This window comes from Achromobacter sp. RTa, from assembly GCF_000757485.1.
Taxonomy (GTDB): Bacteria; Pseudomonadota; Gammaproteobacteria; order Burkholderiales; family Burkholderiaceae_B; genus Achromobacter.
In genome coordinates this window covers 126,167-145,874 of record NZ_JPYO01000029.1, presented here as the reverse complement: position 1 = coordinate 145,874, position 19,708 = coordinate 126,167, and the positions used below count along the sequence as shown (strand labels likewise).

At 65.1% G+C, this 19,708-nt stretch carries 15 protein-coding genes; 10 read left to right on the top strand and 5 right to left on the bottom strand.

The features are described 5' to 3' along the window. Positions 1-47: 47 nt before the first annotated feature. Complete coding sequence (locus JL37_RS11310) at positions 48-1,373, bottom strand: ABC transporter substrate-binding protein (RefSeq protein WP_043544107.1); 1,326 nt, start codon at positions 1,371-1,373, stop codon at positions 48-50. A 128-nt stretch (positions 1,374-1,501) separates the two neighbouring features. Next, positions 1,502-1,930: a hypothetical protein gene (locus JL37_RS11305; protein ID WP_043544106.1), complete on the bottom strand. Its 429-nt coding sequence runs from the start codon at positions 1,928-1,930 to the stop codon at positions 1,502-1,504. Between the two features lie 138 nt (positions 1,931-2,068). Here JL37_RS11305 and JL37_RS11300 point away from each other — a divergent pair, with 138 nt between their 5' ends. Next, positions 2,069-3,379, top strand: coding sequence for a solute carrier family 23 protein (locus JL37_RS11300; protein ID WP_043544105.1), 1,311 nt, complete (start codon positions 2,069-2,071; stop codon positions 3,377-3,379). Between the two features lie 46 nt (positions 3,380-3,425). Here the strand turns inward: JL37_RS11300 and JL37_RS11295 are convergent, their stop codons facing one another. Next, positions 3,426-5,045: a methyl-accepting chemotaxis protein gene (locus JL37_RS11295; protein ID WP_043544169.1), complete on the bottom strand. Its 1,620-nt coding sequence runs from the start codon at positions 5,043-5,045 to the stop codon at positions 3,426-3,428. 648 nt (positions 5,046-5,693) lie between these two features. Between JL37_RS11295 and greA the strand changes: the two genes are divergently transcribed. Then, positions 5,694-6,170 carry a transcription elongation factor GreA gene (gene greA, locus JL37_RS11290; RefSeq protein WP_043544104.1) on the top strand — a complete coding sequence of 159 codons (477 nt, stop codon included), beginning with the start codon at positions 5,694-5,696 and terminating at the stop codon, positions 6,168-6,170. A gap of 310 nt (positions 6,171-6,480) precedes the next feature. Here greA and JL37_RS11285 read toward each other — a convergent pair whose 3' ends face one another. Continuing rightward, positions 6,481-7,074, bottom strand: a complete 594-nt coding sequence (locus JL37_RS11285; protein ID WP_043544102.1) for a YhbY family RNA-binding protein — start codon at positions 7,072-7,074, stop codon at positions 6,481-6,483. A gap of 18 nt (positions 7,075-7,092) precedes the next feature. Between JL37_RS11285 and JL37_RS11280 the strand changes: the two genes are divergently transcribed. The 5 genes from JL37_RS11280 to JL37_RS11260 all read left to right on the top strand — a co-directional run bounded on the left by JL37_RS11280 (position 7,093) and on the right by JL37_RS11260 (position 13,042). Next, positions 7,093-7,725: an RlmE family RNA methyltransferase gene (locus JL37_RS11280; protein ID WP_043544100.1), complete on the top strand. Its 633-nt coding sequence runs from the start codon at positions 7,093-7,095 to the stop codon at positions 7,723-7,725. 203 nt (positions 7,726-7,928) lie between these two features. Continuing rightward, positions 7,929-9,815, top strand: coding sequence for an ATP-dependent zinc metalloprotease FtsH (gene ftsH, locus JL37_RS11275; protein WP_043544097.1), 1,887 nt, complete (start codon positions 7,929-7,931; stop codon positions 9,813-9,815). Between the two features lie 18 nt (positions 9,816-9,833). Then, entirely contained in the window at positions 9,834-10,679 is an 846-nt protein-coding gene (gene folP, locus JL37_RS11270) for a dihydropteroate synthase (protein WP_043544095.1), read from the top strand. Further along, the gene (gene glmM, locus JL37_RS11265; RefSeq protein ID WP_043544093.1) at positions 10,676-12,019 is read left to right on the top strand and encodes a phosphoglucosamine mutase; all 1,344 of its coding nucleotides are present in this window, start codon (positions 10,676-10,678) and stop codon (positions 12,017-12,019) included. The genes folP and glmM overlap by 4 nt, the downstream gene beginning before the upstream one ends. Before the next feature lie 216 nt (positions 12,020-12,235). Then, complete coding sequence (locus JL37_RS11260) at positions 12,236-13,042, top strand: GNAT family N-acetyltransferase (RefSeq protein WP_043544091.1); 807 nt, start codon at positions 12,236-12,238, stop codon at positions 13,040-13,042. Positions 13,043-13,206: 164 nt separating this feature from the next. Here JL37_RS11260 and ppx read toward each other — a convergent pair whose 3' ends face one another. Further along, the gene (gene ppx, locus JL37_RS11255; RefSeq protein WP_043544088.1) at positions 13,207-14,694 is read right to left on the bottom strand and encodes an exopolyphosphatase; all 1,488 of its coding nucleotides are present in this window, start codon (positions 14,692-14,694) and stop codon (positions 13,207-13,209) included. 220 nt (positions 14,695-14,914) lie between these two features. Here ppx and ppk1 point away from each other — a divergent pair, with 220 nt between their 5' ends. From ppk1 to pstC, 3 genes are all read left to right on the top strand, one after another. Beyond that, a complete protein-coding gene (ppk1, locus tag JL37_RS11250) occupies positions 14,915-16,990 on the top strand; it encodes a polyphosphate kinase 1 (protein WP_043544086.1) in 2,076 nt (691 codons plus the stop codon). Between the two features lie 493 nt (positions 16,991-17,483). Continuing rightward, a complete protein-coding gene (gene pstS, locus JL37_RS11245; protein ID WP_043544084.1) occupies positions 17,484-18,524 on the top strand; it encodes a phosphate ABC transporter substrate-binding protein PstS in 1,041 nt (346 codons plus the stop codon). Positions 18,525-18,680: 156 nt separating this feature from the next. Further along, on the top strand, positions 18,681-19,697 hold the full coding sequence (pstC, locus tag JL37_RS11240) for a phosphate ABC transporter permease subunit PstC (RefSeq protein WP_043544083.1): 1,017 nt from the start codon (positions 18,681-18,683) through the stop codon (positions 19,695-19,697). The last annotated feature ends 11 nt before the right edge of the window (positions 19,698-19,708 follow it).

Here is a 19,708-nt window from a genome sequence, read left to right as displayed (position 1 = left end):
AGGCGGCAGGCGGATCCCGTCCGTCCGCCGCCCGCGCGGCTTGCCGTTCAGAGCGCCGCTGCCTGCCTGGCCAGCTTCACGGCCTCTTCGTAGTTGGCGCGCGCGCGTCCGTTCCACTCGCCTTCCAGCTGGGTGATCTGCTGGTTCACGGCGGCGTCCTTCTTGTTGCCGGCGAAGATGGCCAGGAAGGCCGGGTCCGCCGCCTTCTTGCCGTCGACCAGGGGCGCCCAGGTCAGCTTGCGGGCCTGTTCCAGGAGTTCCGCCGGCTTGCCGCTCCTGGCCTTGTCGCCCAGCTTGGCTTCGGCGTCGTAGATGGCCTTGGTGGCCGCCTGGAGCTCCTTCAGGCGGAAGGTGACGGTCTGGTCGTACAGGGACTGCACGACGTAGTAGCGCGTCTGCGAGAGGTCTGCGTTGAACTGCACCTTGCTGCGCTTGGCGATTTCGGCCGGATCCGGGTAGCCGGGCGGAATCTTGCCGGCGAGCGCCGAGTAGGGCAGCACCGGCAGGCGCGAGATCTTCGGCTCGAGCAGCAGTTCCTGGCCGGCCTTGCTGAGCGTGAAGGCGATGAACTTCTTGCCTTCCTCGGTATTCTTCGCGCCCTCGATCAACGCGATGTTGGCGGGCACGATGGCGGTTTCCGACGGATAGACGAAGTCGACCGGGAACTTGGAATACTTGCTGGACAGGCCGAAGAAATCGATGACCGGGCCGGCGCCGAACTGGCCGTTGTTCACGCCGTCCGGCACGCCGAAGGAGCGCTCGGTGACCGCGCTGCTGTTGCCCGACATGCGCAGCAGCGTGCGCCAGCCTTCGTCCCAGCCTTCGCCTTGCAGAATGGTCTCGACGGTCAGGTGCATGGTGCCCGAGCGCGACGGCGACGTGATGCCGATGTGGCCGAACCACTGCGGCGCCAGCAGATCCTTCCATTCCACCGGCGCGGGCAGCTTGTGGGCGGCGATGTAGCGCGTGTTGTAGATGATGCCGTAGCCGGCCAGCGCCTGCCCGAGGTACATGCCGCTGGGGTCGTTGATGGGGTAGTTGCCGATCTTGTCCGGCACGTCCTTGTTCGCTACGTCGGACGACTTGGCCAGCAGCTTGTCGCGGCCCAGCACCTCGAACGCATCCGGCGCGCTGGCCCAGAACACCTCGGGACGCTGGCCGGCGGGCGTTTCGCGCACATAGGCGATGCCCGACACGGTGTTCTTGTTCAGGATTTCCAGCGTGATGCCGGGATTGGCCTTTTCGAACGCGGCCTTGTAGGCCTGGGTCAGGTCCTTGGGGAACGACGTGATCACCGTGACCGTGCCGGCCAGGGCCGGCGCGGCGCAAACGGCCAGCAGCGCCCCTGCGAGGGCTGTGCGCATTGCGTGCATGGTTTGTCTCCGTGGTTTTAGATTTGTCCGGAGACAGTAATGTCTGGTCCGCAAAGCGTCCAATCAGAAATTTTGATGCGCGCCATCAATGCGGGCGCCCTGGCCGCGCGGGGGCCAGGCCTTGCGCACTAGGCCCTGGCGGATACGCCGCCTCCCATGGCACGGGCCTGCTGGTCCATCACTTCAGTGATCTGCCTCTGGATCTGCATCGCCTGAGCATTGAGCGCCATCAGTTGCTGCGCCTTCATTTCGGCCGGCATGGCGCTGGCCTGGGCCTTGGCGATCTGGTCCATCACGCGCTTGAGCTGCTTCTGCAGTTCCTTGATCTGGCGCGTGTATGCGTCGTCGTTGCTGGAGTCCTCGGTCTCCTTGGCTGCCTGCGTGTTGCCCACTTTCAGGCCGCCGGGGTTGTCGACGCGGATCTTGCCGTCCGCGGACACCGTGCTTGCTTCCATACCCGAAGCGCTTCTGGCTTCCTTGTTGGCCTGGATCTTCTGGGCCCACAGGTCCGCGAGGCTGTTGACGCGGGAATTGCCGCTGATGGGGTCGATCGCCATGATTGCTCCTGCCGCCTGTGAGGATTTCGGGGTTTTCACTAGTACGGCATTCAGGTGGCGAACTTAAGCATTGCCCCCCGTTTGCGGCCCCCTTTACACTGGCGCCCGCTCACACCCAACACCTACTTTGGGATATCCATGTCCAATTCCTACTTTCCGCGCTGGCGCCTGGCGGACGATTCCGAGCCCGGCGTCATCATCGCGCCCGACGAAAGGCTGTCCTGGCCCAAGAACGTGGCCATGGGCGCCCAGCACGTCGTCGCCATGTTCGGCTCCACCGTGCTGGCCCCGCTGCTCATGGGCTTCGATCCCAACGTCGCCATCCTGATGTCGGGGATCGGCACCCTGATCTTCTTCTTGTTCGTGGGGGGGCGGGTTCCGAGCTATCTGGGCTCCAGCTTCGCTTTCATCGGCGGCGTGATCGCGGTAACCGGCTATGCGGGCGCGGGCCCGAACGCCAATATCGGCGTGGCGCTGGGCGCCATCATCGCCTGCGGCCTGGCCTATACGCTGATCGGCCTGGTGGTCTGGTTCGTCAATGCCCGGGCAGGCGGGGGCGCCAACTGGATCGACACGCTGATGCCGCCCGTCGTCACGGGTGCGGTGGGGGCCGTGATCGGCCTTAACCTGGCGCCCATCGCCGCCAAAGGCGCCATGGGGGCGTCGGGCTTCGACAGCGTGATGGCGATGGTGACGATTCTTTGCGTGGGCGGCATCGCCGTGTTCACCAAGGGCATGGTTCAGCGCCTGCTGATCCTGGTGGGGATGATCCTGGCCTGCGTGGTGTATGGCATCTTCGCCAATGGCCTGGGCCTGGGCAAGCCCATCGACTTCTCCGCGGTCTCGGCGGCCGCGTGGTTCGGCCTGCCACATTTCGCCGCTCCGGTGTTCAAGGCCGAAGCCATGGGCCTGATCGTGCCCGTCGCGATCATCCTGGTGGCCGAGAACCTGGGCCACGTGAAGGCCGTCAGCGCCATGACCGGGCAGGACCTGGACCGCTACCTGGGCCGCGCCTTCGTGGGCGACGGGGTCGCCACCATGGTGTCCGGCGCAGTGGGCGGCACGGGCGTCACCACCTATGCCGAGAACATCGGCGTGATGGCCGTGACGCGCATCTATTCCACGCTGGTGTTCGTCGTGGCCGCCGTGATCGCCATTGTCCTGGGCTTCTCGCCCAAGTTCGGCGCCCTGATCCAGACGATACCCGCGCCCGTGCTGGGGGGCATGTCGGTCGTCGTGTTCGGCTTGATAGCCATTGCCGGGGCGCGCATCTGGGTGGTCAACCAGGTGGATTTCAGCGACAACCGCAACCTGATCGTGGCTGCCGTCACGCTGGTGCTCGGGGCGGGCGACTTCACCGTCAAGCTGGGCACGTTCACCCTGGGGGGCATCGGCACCGCCACCTTCGGCGCCATCATCCTGTACGCCTTGCTGCGCCGCAGGAAATAAACCGCGCGCCCGAGGGGGCGCCGATGCGTTCCCCCGGGCGGCTGGCCTACGAGTGGGTCAGCCGGGTCGCCTGGGCAACGTGGCCCAACGGGGCGGGCGCCGCCTCGATGACCTGCCCCGACTGGGTCTTGAACACCGCGGTGGCCTCCGCCAGGCGCCGCGCCTGTTCCTCCATCGCCGACGCGGCGGCGGACGCTTCCTCCACCAGCGCCGCGTTCTGCTGCGTGACCTCGTCCATCTGCGTGATCGCCAGGCTGACCTGGTCGATGCCGCCGGCCTGCTGGGCCGACGCCGCCGAAATCTCGCCCATGATGTCGGCCACGCGCTGCACCGAAGTCACGATCTCCTGCATGGTCTGGCCGGCGGCCGCGACCTGCGCCGAGCCGGCCGCGACGGTATCCACCGAGACCTCGATCAGCGCCTTGATCTCCTTGGCCGCCTGCGCGGCCCGTTGGGCCAGGGTGCGGACCTCGCCTGCGACCACCGCGAAGCCCTTGCCCTGTTCGCCCGCCCTGGCAGCCTCCACGGCGGCGTTCAGCGCCAGGATGTTGGTCTGGAAGGCGATGCCGTCGATCACCGACACGATGTCCGCGATCCGCCGCGAACTGTCCGAGATGCCATGCATGGTGGCCACCACCTGGTCTACGTTCTGGCCGCCGCGCTGCGCCACGTCCATGCTGACGGCCGCGAGCTGATTGGCCTGGGCGGCGTTCTCCGCATTCTGCTTGACGGTGACGGCAAGCTCTTCCATGGTCGAGGCGGTCTCTTCCAGCGCCGCGGCCTGCTCCTCGGTGCGCACCGACAGGTTTGCATTGCCTGCCGCGATCTCCGCCGCGCCGACGTTGATTTCCTCGACGCCGTGGCGCACGGACGTCACCGTTCGGGTCAGCCCTTCCTGCATGCGCTTGAGCGCGGCGAAGAGCGTGCCGATCTCATTGTCCGAACGGCTTTCCACCCGCGCGGTCAGGTCGCCCGCCGCGATGCGGTCGAAATGCCTGCCTGCTTCCTGCAGCGGCTGCAGCACTCCGCGCCGGATGAACGTCCAGCACAACACAGTCAACAGCAGCGCGGCCGATACCAGGGCGACGGCGGAGATCCGCGCGGTGGAATAGGTCTGTTCGGAACTGGCCAGTACGCCGTTGCTGCGTTCCTCCACCCGGGCCAGGAAGGCCTGCATGTCCTTGATGAAGTTTGCGTCCGCCTGGCGCACACGGCCTTCGTCCTGCTGGTACTGGGCGGGCGAGCGCTCCTTCACGGCCGAGGCCAGCGCTTCAAGAATCGCGCCGTACTCCGTGAAGCGCCCATGCAGCGCCTGGGCCAGGACCTGGCCCCGCTCGGTCTTGGGCACGGCCATGTAGCGGGCAAACCGCTCGCGGGCCAGCGTCAGCTGGCTGGCGGCTTCCTGCCCGGCCTGCGCGGCCTGGTCCATGGCGCCCGCCTGCACGGCCGCCATGCCGGCGCCCAGCGCCAGCCGTGTCCGCAATAAGGCGGCGTTGGCTTCATACAAGGGATCGACTTGATGGACCGCGACGTTATTCAGGTCCTTGATCTCGGTGACGCTTCGTTCGGCATTCATCCAGCCCAATCCGCTTGCCAGGGCCAGGGCTATTACGAAGCAGCCCAGGACCAGCAGCATTCCCGTACGGACTTTCAATTTTTCCAGCATGAGCATTTCTCCTTCCTCAACGCTCTCCGCCGCGCGTGGGGCCACGCCCGCCGCGCGCTGGAGCGGCGGGCGTCGCGCCGGATGGTTGTGCGATGCACCCGCCAAAACTGCCAACCATCAGTGCCCCGTCCCGCGGCGCAAGCCCGGATTGGGCCGCTAGCCTGGGCCGGGAAGTCATTTGCATTAATTATTTGTATTAAATTGTCATTAAATGACTATTTTGTTTTTATACTGGTTTTGGCGGTTTTCTCCAGCGCTTTCCAGCCCGTCCGCGCGCCTGCTGGGATAAAGGTTATCCCCGAGTAGTTTTGACGCAACAAAAGGCGGAGCCGCGACCGCCTGGACGTAGGAAATGCCGCCGCATCTTGCGTGAAAGCAAGGACAGTTGAGGAAAATGACTGGTTTTAGCGTGTTACAGCGGCGAAATCCGCCGAAAACGACGTTTTCTCCAGCGGCTTGCAATTCCCGTGGACTTTGCCCACAATATGACTTTGATTGCCCCGGTTCCGACCCGAGCCGGGGTTTTGTTTTGGTCGTCCGCGCCGCATCGTCATTATTGAAGTACCGGCGGCATGCGCGCGCGAGCTCACGACCTTCACCGAGAACGCTCCGTCTGGGGGCGTTTTCTACTTTTGTTTGGGAAACGACATGTCTGCCATTCCTTTGACCGTGCGCGGGGCCGAGCGCTTGCAAGAAGAGCTCCAGCGGCTGAAAACCGTGGAACGTCCCGCCGTGATTAACGCCATCGCTGAGGCGCGCGCGCAGGGCGATCTGTCGGAAAACGCCGAGTACGATGCTGCTCGCGAGCGCCAAGGCTTTATCGAGGGCCGGATTGCTGAGCTTGAAGGCACGCTTTCCAATGCCCACCTGATCGACCCAGCCGCCCTCGAGGCCGAAGGTCGCGCCGTATTCGGCGCAACCGTCGAAATCGAAGACCTGGATTCGGGCGATCGCGTGACGTACCAGATCGTCGGCGACGTTGAAGCCGACATCAAGTCGAACCTGATTTCCGTGTCGAGCCCGGTGGCCCGCGCGCTGATCGGCAAGAGTGAAGGCGACGTCGTCGAGGTCATGGCCCCGGCGGGTGTTCGCGAGTATGAAGTGTTGGGCGTGCGTTACATCTGACGCCGTAGTAGTTAGCTGGAAACTGTCAAAACACCATAGTCCGAGCCGTGCGTTCGCATGGATTCCGCGGTTTAATGCGGACAGCTATGGTGGGCCGGGCGCGTAAAGCGCCCGTTTTTGTGCCTAGCGTTTACCGTTTACTTTACTATTGCCGCCGGGCCGCCCCAAGGCAATAGCGGCCCCCTTTGGGGGCAGCAAGCCGAAGGCGCAGCGTGGGGGCTTTATTGCCGCCGGGCCGCCCCAAGGCAATAGCGGCCCCCTTGGGGGGCAGCAAGCGCGCGGAGCGCGCAGCAGCGTGGGGGCCTGATTTTTATTTCGACCGGCGGCTGGTGCCGCTGCGGGCTCCGGCCCGCAGGCTGAGCGCGCTGCCGGCGCGGCGAGGGATGCCGTGGCCGCTGGCGGACGCCTTCTTGGTGCTGGGGCGCATGGGCTTGCCGTTCTTGTTGAGCTGGTCCGCGGGAACGTAGCGCGTCTTGGGCTTCGGCTCTTCGGTTTCGCTGCGGCGCGGGCGCTTGGCGAGCGTCTTGCCTTCGGCGGCCAGCTTCTTGGGCGTATGGGGCTCGGAGGCGCGGCGCTTGGCAGGACGGTCGGGGTCCTGGGCGGCCAGCGGGGCAGGTTTGATGTTGCCGGCCAGCGGGCGGAACAGGATCAGGATCTTGCCCAAGTGGTGGACCGGGGCGCACGAGAGCGTGTCGCAGATGGTCGACAGCATGGCCTCGCGGGCCTCACGGTCGTCGCCGCCGGCGCGCACCTTGATGAGGCCGTGCGACGTCAGTGCAAGATCGATTTCCTTGAGCACGGCGTCGGTCAGGCCATTGTCGCCGATCAGGACGACGGGGCGCAGAGGGTGAGCGGCGGACCGAAGGTCGCTACGCTCACGAGAGGTAAGTTCTAATATAGGCATGCGTGGAATTGTACGGTAATGGCCAAAAATAAATTCTCCAAAGACTGGATTCACCAGCACATCAATGACCCCTATGTGAAGCTGGCGCAACAGAAGGGCTATCGGGCCCGCGCCGCCTTCAAGCTCATCGAGATCCTGGAAACCGAGAAGCTGATGCGCCGGGGCGACCTGGTCGTGGACCTGGGCTCGGCCCCGGGAAGCTGGTCCCAGGTGGCGCGCGAGCGGCTGGCGGGGCCGGGCGGCGTCGTGGACGGCCGCATCATCGCCCTGGACCTGTTGCCCATGGAGCCGGTGGCGGGCGTCGAATTCATCCAGGGCGACTTCCGCGAAGATGAAGTTTTGAAACAATTGGAAGACATGGTCGGATCCCGCGCGGTCGACCTTGTTATTTCAGACATGGCCCCCAACTTGTCAGGCGTGGGTAGCGCCGATTCGGCGCGTATCCAGCACGTGTGCGAACTGGCGATGGAATTCGCCTGCGCGCACTTGAAGCCCAATGGGGCGCTGATCGTCAAGGCTTTCCACGGCAGCGGCTTTTCGCAGATCGTGCAGTCCTACAAGCAGCGCTTCAAGCGGGTGGTCGAACGCAAGCCGAAGGCGTCTCGGGACAAATCCTCCGAAACCTTTTTGGTTGCGCGCGATCTGAAATAGCCCGGGTCCTCCGGGCCGAGAAAAACCTATCGCCTGCCGAGATAACGACCAGAAAACTTACGTATCAGACGAAACTTAGAGGGGCCCAGGGATCCCAGGACGCAATCTGGCCTGACAGGGTAGAATGGGCTATTGACATACTTGTGACTGTGCCATATGCGGGTGCGCAGTCGCCGGTCGGAATCGAAAGCAGGAGATCGACCTTGAATAATTCATTTTCGAAAGTCGCTGTCTGGATGGTGATAGCCCTCGTGCTGTTCACCGTCTTCAAACAGTTCGACGGACGCGCCCAGACACAGGATGGCGTGACCTATACCCAGTTCATGGACGACGCCAAGGCGGGACGCATCCGCAAGGTCGACGTCCAGGGCGACGTGCTGTATGTCACGCCCGACGCGGGCCGTGCCTACACGCTGACTTCCCCGGGCGACCTCTGGATGGTTTCCGACCTGCTGAAGTACGGCGTCCAGGTGTCGGGCAAGCCGCGCGAAGAGCAGTCGCTGCTGATGAGCATCTTCGTGTCGTGGTTCCCGATGCTGCTCCTGATCGGCGTCTGGGTGTTCTTCATGCGGCAGATGCAGGGCGGCGGCAGGGGCGGAGCGTTCAGCTTCGGCAAGTCGCGCGCCCGCATGCTCGATGAAAACACCAACCAGATCACCTTCGCCGACGTCGCCGGTTGCGATGAGGCCAAGGAAGACGTCCAGGAGCTGGTCGATTTCCTGCGTGACCCCAGCAAGTTCCAGAAGCTGGGCGGACGCATCCCGCGCGGCGTGCTGATGGTCGGTTCCCCCGGTACCGGCAAGACGCTGCTGGCCAAGGCCATCGCGGGCGAAGCCAAGGTTCCTTTCTTCAGCATCTCCGGTTCGGATTTCGTTGAAATGTTCGTCGGCGTGGGCGCGGCCCGCGTGCGCGACATGTTCGAAAACGCCAAGAAGCACGCTCCCTGCATCATCTTCATCGATGAAATCGACGCGGTGGGCCGCCAGCGCGGCGCCGGCCTGGGCGGCGGCAACGATGAACGCGAACAGACGCTGAACCAGATGCTGGTGGAAATGGACGGTTTCGAATCCGGCCAGGGCGTGATCGTGATCGCCGCCACCAACCGTCCCGACGTGCTGGATCCGGCGCTGCTGCGCCCGGGCCGCTTCGACCGCCAGGTCGTGGTGCCTCTGCCCGATATCCGCGGCCGCGAGCAGATCCTGAAGGTCCACATGCGCAAGGTCCCGCTGTCGCCCAACGTCGACGCGACCGTCCTCGCGCGCGGCACTCCGGGCTTCTCGGGCGCCGACCTGGCCAACCTGGTCAACGAAGCCGCGCTGTTCGCCGCCCGTCGCAACGGCCGCACCGTGGATATGTCCGACTTCGAAAAGGCCAAGGACAAGATCATCATGGGCGCCGAGCGCCGCTCCATCGTCATGCCTGAAGAGGAGCGCAAGAACACGGCCTACCACGAGTCCGGCCACGCGATCGTCGCGCGCATGCTGCCCAAGACCGACCCTGTCCACAAGGTCACCATCATCCCGCGCGGCCGTGCGCTGGGCGTGACGATGCAGTTGCCCGAGACCGACCGCTACAGCATGGACAAGGGCCGCCTGCTGTCCACCATCGCCGTGCTGTTCGGCGGCCGCATCGCCGAAGAACTGTTCATGGACCAGATGACGACGGGCGCCTCGAACGACTTCGAACGCGCCACCGCCATCGCCCGCGACATCGTCACGCGCTACGGCATGACCGACGAGCTGGGCCCCATGGTCTATGCCGAGAACGAAGGCGAAGTGTTCCTGGGCCGCAGCGTCACCAAGACGACCCACATGTCCGAAGCCACCATGCAGAAGGTGGACACCGAGATCCGCCGCATCATCGACGAGCAGTACGGCGTTGCGCGCAAGATCCTGGAAGACAACCGCGACAAGGTCGAAGCAATGACCGCCGCGCTGCTGGAATGGGAAACCATCGACGCCGACCAGATCAACGACATCATCGAGGGCCGCCCGCCGCGGCCCCCGAAGACCCCCTCGGGGCCGTCGGACACTTCCGACACGCCCCCGACCGGCCTGGCCGCGGGCGGCAATACGGCTGCCGCAGTCTGAGGGCTCTCGTCCTGAGTTATGGCAAATAACTTTCTTTGCGGGCGCTTCGAGTTTGATCTCGAGCGCCCGCTTGTCATGGGTATCGTCAACGTCACGCCGGATTCCTTTTCCGACGGCGGCCAGCATGACGATACGGATTCCGCGGTGGCGCATGCGCGCCAGTTGATCGAAGAGGGCGTCCAGATCCTGGACCTGGGCGGCGAGTCCACGAGGCCCGGCGCGGACCCGGTTTCCGTGGCGGATGAACTGGCCCGGCTGCTGCCGGTGATCGAGGCGTTGCGCGATTGTGGCGTGCCCCTGTCCATCGACACCTTCAAGCCCGAAGTCATGCGGGCCGTGCTGGATGCGGGCGCGGACATGATCAACGACATCTACGGCTTCCGCCAGCCCGGCGCCGTCGAGGCAGTGGCGCAGTCGCGCTGCGGGCTGTGCGTGATGCACATGAAGGGCGAGCCCCGCACCATGCAGGCCACCCCGCCCGAGTACACCGACCTGATCGGTGAAATCGGAATTTTCCTGGGAGCCCGCGCGCACAAGCTGCGCGCGGCCTGGGTCGATCCTCGCCGCATCGTGCTCGATCCGGGCTTCGGCTTCGGCAAGACCGGCGACCAGAATTTCCAATTGCTGCGCCGGCTGTCGGGCCTGCGCAGCATCGGCTATCCATTGCTGATCGGCCTGTCGCGCAAAACCATGATCGGCCAGGCCACTGGCCGGCCGGTGAGCGACAGGTTGCCCGGCAGCATCGCCGCGGCGCTAGCCTGCGTGGCGCGTGGCGCTTCCATCGTGCGTGTGCATGATGTGGCGGCCACGGTTGACGCGCTCAAGGTATGGCACGCGGCAGAACAAGGAGCAATCACTTCATGATTCGACGCAAATATTTCGGCACCGACGGCGTGCGCGGCGAGGTTGGCGGTCCGGTGATCAACGCCGAGTTCGCCCTGCGCCTGGGTTACGCGGCCGGCCGCGTGCTGGCGCGCGAACACGCCGAGCGCGGGGGCAGCCGCCCGCAGGTCGTGATCGGCAAGGACACCCGGATTTCTGGCTATATGCTGGAGTCCGCGCTGGAAGCCGGCCTGTCGGCAGCGGGTATCGACGTGCTGCTGGCCGGACCGGTTCCGACGCCTGCCGTCGCCTACCTGACGCGGGCCCTGCGCCTTGTGGCGGGCATCGTCATCAGCGCTTCGCACAATCCGTACCACGATAACGGCATCAAGTTCTTCTCGGCGCAGGGCATGAAGCTGCCCGACGACATCGAGGCGAGCATCGAGGCCGCGCTGGACGAGCCGCTGGGTTGCGTCAGTTCGGAAGGCCTGGGCCGCGCCCGCCGCATGGGCGACGCGCAGGGGCGCTACATCGAATTCTGCAAGAGCACCTTCCCCAACGATCTGGACCTCAACGGGATGACGATCGTGGTGGACGCCGCCCATGGCGCCGCCTACAACATCGCGCCCCATGTCTTCCGCGAGCTGGGCGCCGAGGTGCATGCCATCGGCGTGCACCCCGACGGCTTCAACATCAACAAGGGCGTGGGCGCGCTGCACCCCGAGCTGCTGGCCAAGGAAGTCAGCGCGCGCGGGGCCCAGCTGGGGATCGCGCTCGACGGCGATGCCGACCGGCTCCAGATGGTGGACGGCGACGGCCGCATCTATAACGGCGACGAACTCATGTACGCCATCGTCCGCGAGCGCATGCAACGCGGCAAGGTGGACGGCGTCGTAGGCACGCTGATGACCAATTTCGGCTTCGAGCGCGAAATGCAGCGCCTGGGCGTGGGCTTCGAGCGCGCCAACGTGGGCGACCGCTATGTGCTGGAGCAGATGCAGGCGCGCGGCTGGCTGTACGGCGGCGAGAGCTCCGGCCACCTGCTGTGCCTGGATTGCCATTCGACCGGCGACGGCATCGTCGCCGCGCTGCAGGTCCTGACCGCGCTGCGCCGCAATTCGGTCGGCTTGTCGGAGTGGGTGAGCGACCTGCGCATGTATCCGCAGAAGATGATCAACGTGCCGCTGGCGCCGGGCCAGGACTGGAAGACCCATGCCGGCCTGAGCGCCGCGCGCAAGGCCGTCGAAGCGGAACTGAACGGCCGCGGCCGCATTCTGATCCGCGCGTCGGGCACCGAGCCGAAACTGCGGCTGATGGTGGAAGCCGAGGACGAAGCGCTTGCCGTGTCCAGCGCGGAGAAACTGGCTGCCAGTTTGGGATAAACGGGCGCTTTCTTGATGTTCGGCAAAGGCCACCCGGCGCGTGATGGGTGGCCTTTTGCCTGTAAGCAGTTAGCATTGGTTTGTAAAGAATTGTCGATATCTGGACAAAATGAATGGATCTGCGCCGAACTAAACTTCATAGTCACGTAACATATTGGTCAAGTCTTTGACATACAGGGCGTCCACACTGACTGGACTCTCTAGGAGCTTCGCGCAATGCTGGAATTAGCACGCATCAATCCAAGCCGTAATGCCGCGGAACCTTGGACCGGCGCCGCCGCCAAGGTACTGGTGGTGGGCTTGGCGCGCACCGCTGAAGAAATCGAGCAGATTCAACGCCTGCGCTACGAGGTTTTCACCCAGGATATGGGCGCGGTGTTTCCCGATGCCCAGGACGGCGTGGAGCACGACCGCTTCGACCCGTTCTGCGAACATTTGATGGTCCGCGAGCTGGATACCGGCCGCGTCGTAGGCACGTACCGCATCCTGACGCCCGAAAAGGCGCGCGAGGCGGGCGGATATTATTCGGAGTCCGAATTCGACCTGTCCGGCCTCGGGCCGATCCGGGACGAGCTGGTGGAAGTCGGCCGTTCCTGCACGCACGCCGATTACCGCGGCGGCGGCGTCATCATGCTGTTGTGGTCCGGCCTGGCGGAATACCTGCGCCGCGGCGGATACGAGTACGTGCTGGGCTGCGCCAGCGTGAGCCTGCGCGACGACGGCGTCACCGCCGCCGAAGTGTGGCGCACCATCTCCAAGCACCTGCCGCAGGGCGACGAGCCCCGCGTGGCTCCGCTGCACCGCTATCCGGTGGAAAAGCTGAACAGCACCCTGCCGGCCCGCGTGCCGCCTCTGATCAAGGGCTACCTGAAGCTGGGCGCCAAGGTCTGCGGCGAGCCCGCCTGGGACCCGGACTTCAATGCCGCGGATTTCCCGGTGCTGCTCAAGATGGAGCGCATGGACGAGCGCTACCGTCGCCATTTCGGGCTGGATCAGCCGGCCGCCGCGAATACCCAGCGCTGAGACCGCCATGCGCCGCCTGCTCCGCCGCATGAAGATCAGACTGATACGGCGGGCGACGCGGCCCCTGCGCATGGAACTGAAGCGGCTCGACCGCGAAACGGACCTGTCGCCGTTCTAGCGCCGTTTTGCAACGGGCGCAGCCCCGGCGCCAGCCGCGCCCGGGGCTAGAACTCCAGCAGTTCGAACGAAAACCCCACCTTGTTCCACTCGGCTTCTTCCGCGCGCAGCGTGAAGTCGCTCAGGGGGTGCTGGGCCAGCCAGTCGCGGTTGATGCGCACGACGATGGAGCTGTCGCGCACCGATGCCGTCAGCGGCAGCGGCTCGATCTCGTTGCGGCGGCGGAACAGCAGCACGGCCAGGCGCAGGCTGAGGATGGCCTTCCATTGGGCGCGGGAGCGCACGAGCGGTTCCAGCTTGGTCAGCTTACCCTGGTGGCCCAGGGCCAATAGCGCGAGCAACTGCTGGTCGGCCCGCGAGAAGCCCGGCATGTCCGCGTTTTCGAGCACGTAGGCGGTGTGCTTGTGATAGGCGTTGTGGGCGATCGACAGGCCAACTTCGTGCAGGTCGGCCGCCCAGCCCAGCGCCGGGCGCAGCTCGGCGCGCTCGGGGCCGTCGGGGAACATCGTGTCGAACAGGGTCAGGGCCGCGTGGCGTACGCGCCGGGCCTGGTTGAGGTCGACGTGGTAGCGCTTCATGAACTGGCGCACCGATTCGTCGCGCTTGTCGTGTTCGTCGTCGCGGCCGAGCAGGTCGTAGAGCACGCCCAGGCGCAGCGCGCCGTCGCCGGTGTGCATGACCTCGATACCGAGTTCATCGAAGAGGGCGCTCATGATGGCGAGGCCGCCCGGCAGCACGTCCGCGCGTTCGATCTTGATGCCTGGCAGCTCGGATGGGATCACGCGCCCCGAACGCACGATGCGGTCTTTGAGCTTGGTCAGGCCGGCGCGCGTGATGCCGCGATCCGAAAAGCGGCTTTCGGTCAGGATGGCGAACAGGGCCTTGGCCGTGCCCGACGAGCCGTAGGCCTCTTTCCAGCCCATTTTGCGGTACTGCTTGGCGATGACTTCGATTTCGCGCCGGGCGGCCAGTTCCGCCTGCTTCATCTGGTGCGCGTCGACGACGCCGTCCGAGAAAAACTGGCGGCTGTAGCTGACGCAGCCCATGTACAGCGAGGACATCAGAGTGGGCTCGTGCCCTTTGCCGATGATGACCTCGGTGGATCCGCCGCCGATGTCGATGACCAGCCGCTTGTTGGGCGAGGGGGGCAGCGTGTGGACCACCCCCGAGAAGATCAGGCGGGCCTCTTCGCGGCCGGCGATGACCTCGATGGGAAAGCCCAGCGCTGCTTCGGCCCGCGGCAGGAAGTCCCGGGTGTTGCGCGCAACGCGGAAGGTGTTGGTGGCGACGGCGCGCACGCGGTTGGGGTGGAAGCTGCGCAGGCGGTCGCCGAAGCGCTCGAGCACGGCGATGGCACGGTCGATGGCGTCGTCGCCGAGCTTCTTGTCGGAGTCCAGGCCGGCCGCGAGCCGGACGGTTTCCTTGAGGCGATCGATCTGGTAGATCTGGGGCGTACCGTCCTGTTGAACGATGCGTCCGATGGAGAGGCGGAAGCTGTTGGACCCGAGGTCCACCGCGGCCAGAAGTTGATCCATGCGGCTCGTGAAATATTGGCTGTGAGGTGGCCTGATTATAGAGACCCCATGTGACAGCGCCCCGCGCGGCGGGTTTTTTCTTATGGAACAGGGGCTTGGGAAGATATATCCACGGCTATACGTCCCGGTTTTGGCGTACGCTACGAACTTGGCGTCGTGTCATGGAACCGTCACTTTTTTGCAGTAAAACACCACGCTCCCCCTACGTATGGAATCCGGTATGCCCTCACGCCCTCCCGCCGAGCCCTTGCTCATGAACCGCGAGTTGTCGCTGCTGAAATTCAACGAACGCGTGCTGGCGATGGCGGAGGATCCGAAAACGCCCCTGCTCGAACGATTGCGCTATGTGTGCATCGTCAGTTCCAACCTCGACGAGTTCTTCGAGATCCGGATTTCCAGCCTGAAAGAGCAGCAGCGCCAGTCGCCGAACCTGGTGGGGCCGGACGGCACGACGCCGGACCAGGCCTTCGAGAACGTGCAGCAGGCGGTTCATGAGCTGGTCGGCCGCCAATACAACCTGCTCAACGACGAGATCCTGCCCGCCATGCACGCGGAGGGCATCACCCTGCACCACGCGTCCGAATGGAATCCGCAGCAGCAGGAATGGGCGCGGGATGTCTTCAACCGCGACGTCATGCCGCTGCTGACGCCCATCGGGCTGGATCCGGCGCATCCGTTTCCGCGCGTCTACAACAAGAGCCTGAATTTCATCGTGTCGCTGTCGGGGGCGGACGCCTTCGGCCGCCAGGCCTCCATTGCCGTGGTGCAGGCGCCGCGGGCGCTGCCTCGCCTGATCAAGATGCCGCAGGAGCTGTCGGGCTATCCCGAAGGCTACATCCTGCTCACTTCGCTGCTGCGCGCATTCGTCGGCGAGCTCTTCCCCGGCCTGGAAATGCTGGGCTGCTATCAGTGGCGGGTGACCCGCAACAGCGACCTGTTCGTGGACGAGGAAGAAGTCACCAACCTGCGCCACGCCCTGCAGGGCGAACTGTCGCAGCGCAATTTCGGGGCAGCCGTCCGCCTTGAGATCGACAAGCTGACCCCGGTCGAGCTGGAAACCTTTCTGCAGCGCGAGTTCTCGCTCAAGCCCGAGGACACCTACCGGGTGCCGGGCCCCGTGAACCTGTCGCGCCTGATGCAGCTGTGCAACTCGGATTCGCGGCCGGACCTGCTGTTTCCCGACTACCGCGCGCCCGTGCCGGCGCCGTTCGACAAGGTGGGCGACAAGCCCGCCGAACTGTTCGAGGCCGTGGCCCAGCAGGACAGGCTGCTGCACCATCCGTACCAGTCGTTCCAGCCCGTGATCGATTTCCTGACCGCCGCCGCGCTCGATCCCGACGTGATGGCCATCAAGCAGACCATCTACCGCACCGGCGAGGATTCCGAGCTGATGAAGATCCTGCTGGCCGCCGCGCGCGCCGGCAAGGAGGTGACGGTGGTGGTGGAGCTGATGGCCCGCTTCGACGAGCAGACCAACATCAACTGGGCTTCCAAGCTGGAAGAGGTGGGAGCCCATGTGGTGTACGGCGTGGTGGCGCACAAGACGCATGCCAAGATGGCGGTGGTGCTGCGCCGCGAGAAAGGGCGCTTGCGCCGTTATGCCCACCTGGGCACCGGCAACTACCATCCGCGCACGGCGCGCCTGTACACCGATTTCGGCCTGTTGACGGCCGATCCGAGGCTGTGCGAGGACATGGACAAGGTCTTCGCGCAACTGACCGGGCTGGGCGCGCGCCGCTCCCTCAAGGCGCTGATGCAATCGCCGTTCACCATGCATGACGGCATGGTGGCGCTGATCCGCGCCGAGGCCCGCGCGGCCAAGGCGGGCAAGCGGTCCCGCATCATGGCCAAGATGAATTCGCTGCTGGAAGAGCAGATCATTGAAGAGCTCTACAAGGCGGGCCAGGCCGGCGTGAAGATCGATTTGATCGTCCGCGGCGTGTGCGCCCTGCGCGCCGGTGTGCCGGGCCTGTCCGAAAACATCCGCGTGCGTTCCATCGTCGGCCGGTTCCTGGAGCATTCCCGGGTCTTCTACTTCTACGCCGATGGCGAGGAAACCGTCTACCTTTCGTCGGCCGACTGGATGGACCGCAATTTCTTCCGCCGCGTGGAGATCGCGTTCCCAATCTACGACAAGACGCTGAAGAAGCGCGTGATCGACGAAGCCTTCACCTACGCCCTGCGCGACAACCAGCTGGCCTGGCAGCAACAGGCCGACGGCGACTACGCCCGTGTCAAGAGCCGCCGCGAGCCTTTCAATGTCCACCAGTACCTGATGCAGAAGCTGGGCGTGTAACGCTCCGCCGCCCGAAAGGGCGGCATTTCGACGCAGCCCCGGCCCACACCAGCGGATCCGTCCCCATCAATCCGCTTCCCGGTGCCGCACTCCCCGGGGCGGGGCTTCGAGTTCCACCCGGTCACTCTTGCCCTTTCTCCTGGCCGTCATCCGAGGCAAGGCACTCCCAAGCCAGGCCGCGCGGATCCGGCTCCGCCGGTCCGCTTCCCGGTGCCGCACTCCCCGGGGCGGGGCTTCGAGTTCCACCCGGCCACTCTTGCCCTTTCTCCTGGTCGTCATCCGAGGCAAGGCGCTCCCAAGCCAGGCCGCGCGGATCCGGCTCCGCCGGTCCGCCACCGGCGCCCCCCTGGGGGGGAAGGCGCGCAGCGCCTGCGGGGGGGATCATGACTGTCACTATCCTGTCATCTTGGACTTCTAAGATGCGAGGGTCGCTGAAAGACAGGCAGTACCAAAGCCTGCCAAGACTCCTCCAACGAGCACAGAAGGAACCCAGATGTTCAAACGTGTCTTCAAACAAGTTTCCCTGGGCGTCGCGCTGAGCGCCGCCGTCTTCGCCGTCCAGGCCGCCGACGTGACCGGCGCCGGCGCATCGTTCCCGTATCCGATCTACGCCAAGTGGGCGTCGGACTACAAGGCTGCCACCAACAACGCCGTGAACTACCAGTCGATCGGTTCGGGCGGCGGCCAGCAGCAGATCATCGCCAAGACCGTAGACTTCGGCGCGTCGGACGATCCGATGAAGGCGGCCGATCTGGAAAAGAACGGCCTGCTGCAGTTCCCGGCCGTGATCGGCGGCACCGTTGCCGTGGTCAACATCGACGGCATCGAGCCGGGCAAGCTGAAGCTGTCGGGCAAGGTCCTGGCCGACATTTTCCTGGGCAAGGTCAAGAAGTGGGACGATGCCGCCATCAAGGCGCTGAACCCCGACCTCAAGCTGCCGTCGGCCGACATCATCGTCGTGCACCGTTCGGACGGCTCGGGCACCACCTTCGGCTGGACGAACTACCTGTCCAAGGTGTCGCCTGACTGGAAGGCTCAGGTCGGCGAAGGCAAGGCCGTCAAGTGGCCCACCGGCCAGGGCGGCAAGGGCAACGAAGGCGTCGCCGCCTACGTTGGCCAGCTGAAGAACTCGATCGGCTACGTCGAATACGCCTACGCCAAGCAGAACAAGCTGGCCTGGACGCAACTGCAGAACAAGGACGGCAAGTTCGTCCAGCCCGAGCAAAAGGCCTTCGCCGCCGCGGCCGCCAACGCCGACTGGAAGAGCGCGCCGGGCATGGGCGTGGTCCTGACCGACGAACCGGGCGCCGATTCGTGGCCCGTCACCGCCGCCACCTTCATCCTGGTCCACAAGTCGCAAGACAAGCCGGCGCAGGGCAAGGCCGTGCTGGAGTTCTTCGACTGGGCCTTCAAGAACGGCGCCAAGTCCGCCGAGGCGATGGACTACGTGCCGCTGCCGGAAGCCGTGACCAAGGAAATCCGCGCCGCCTGGGGCGAGGTCAAGGCCGCCGACGGCAAGGCCGTCTGGAAGTAGGATGGGTGCAGCGCGGCAAAGGCTCGGCATGAATGCTGGCTCGGAGCGTGCGCAACCCATCACGACCGCCCTGGCCTTCCCTCCAAGGAAGCCAGGGCCGGCCCGCCCCAACCCCCCCGAAGTCTCTCCCTCAGATTTTCCAAGGAAAGTCCATCCATGAGCGCGGTAATGGATAATAGTGTGCCGCTTCCGCCCAGCGTGGCGGACTCCGTGACTACCGGCACGCCTTCGCCTATGAAGCAAAACAACAACGCGCTGATGGATGCGCTATTCAAGAACCTGACGCGCCTGTTCGCCTTCCTGGTGTTCATCCTCCTGGCGGCGATCCTGGTCTCCCTGATCTACGGCAGCCGGGAATCGCTGGCCAAGTACGGCCTGTCGTTCCTGTGGTTGAACGATTGGGATCCCGTCAACCAGAACTATGGCGCCGTCGTGCCGATCATCGGCACGCTCCTGACCTCGGCCATCGCGCTGATCATCGCCGTGCCGGTGTCGTTCGGCATCGCCATCTTCCTGACCGAACTGTCGCCTACCTGGCTGCGCCGTCCGCTGGGCACCGCGGTTGAAATGCTGGCGGCCATCCCGTCCATCATCTACGGCATGTGGGGCCTGTTCGTCTTCGTCCCCGTATTCCAGCAATACGTGCAGCCCTTCCTGATCGCCACGCTGGGCAGCGTGCCCGTGATCGGCGGCATCTTCGCGGGGCCTCCCTTCGGCATCGGTATCTTCACGGCCGGCCTGATCCTCTCGATCATGATCATTCCGTTCATCGCGGCGGTCATGCGCGACGTGTTCGAACTGGTGCCCACGATGCTGAAGGAATCGGCGTACGGCCTGGGCAGCACGACCTGGGAAGTGATGTGGCGCGTGGTCCTGCCCTTCACGAAGTCCGGCGTCATCGGCGGCATCATGCTCGGCCTGGGGCGCGCCCTGGGCGAAACCATGGCCGTGACCTTCGTCATCGGCAACGCCTTCAAGTGGTCCGGCTCGCTGTTCTCGCCGGGCAACTCGATCGCCTCCGCGCTGGCCAATGAATTCAACGAGGCGGGCGGCATCCAGAAAGCGGCGCTGCTGGAACTGGGCCTGATCCTGTTCCTGATCACGACCATCGTGCTGGCCCTGGCCAAGATGCTGCTGGTTCGCCTGTCCGCCAACGAAGGCAAGAAAACCTGACGAGCCGCGAG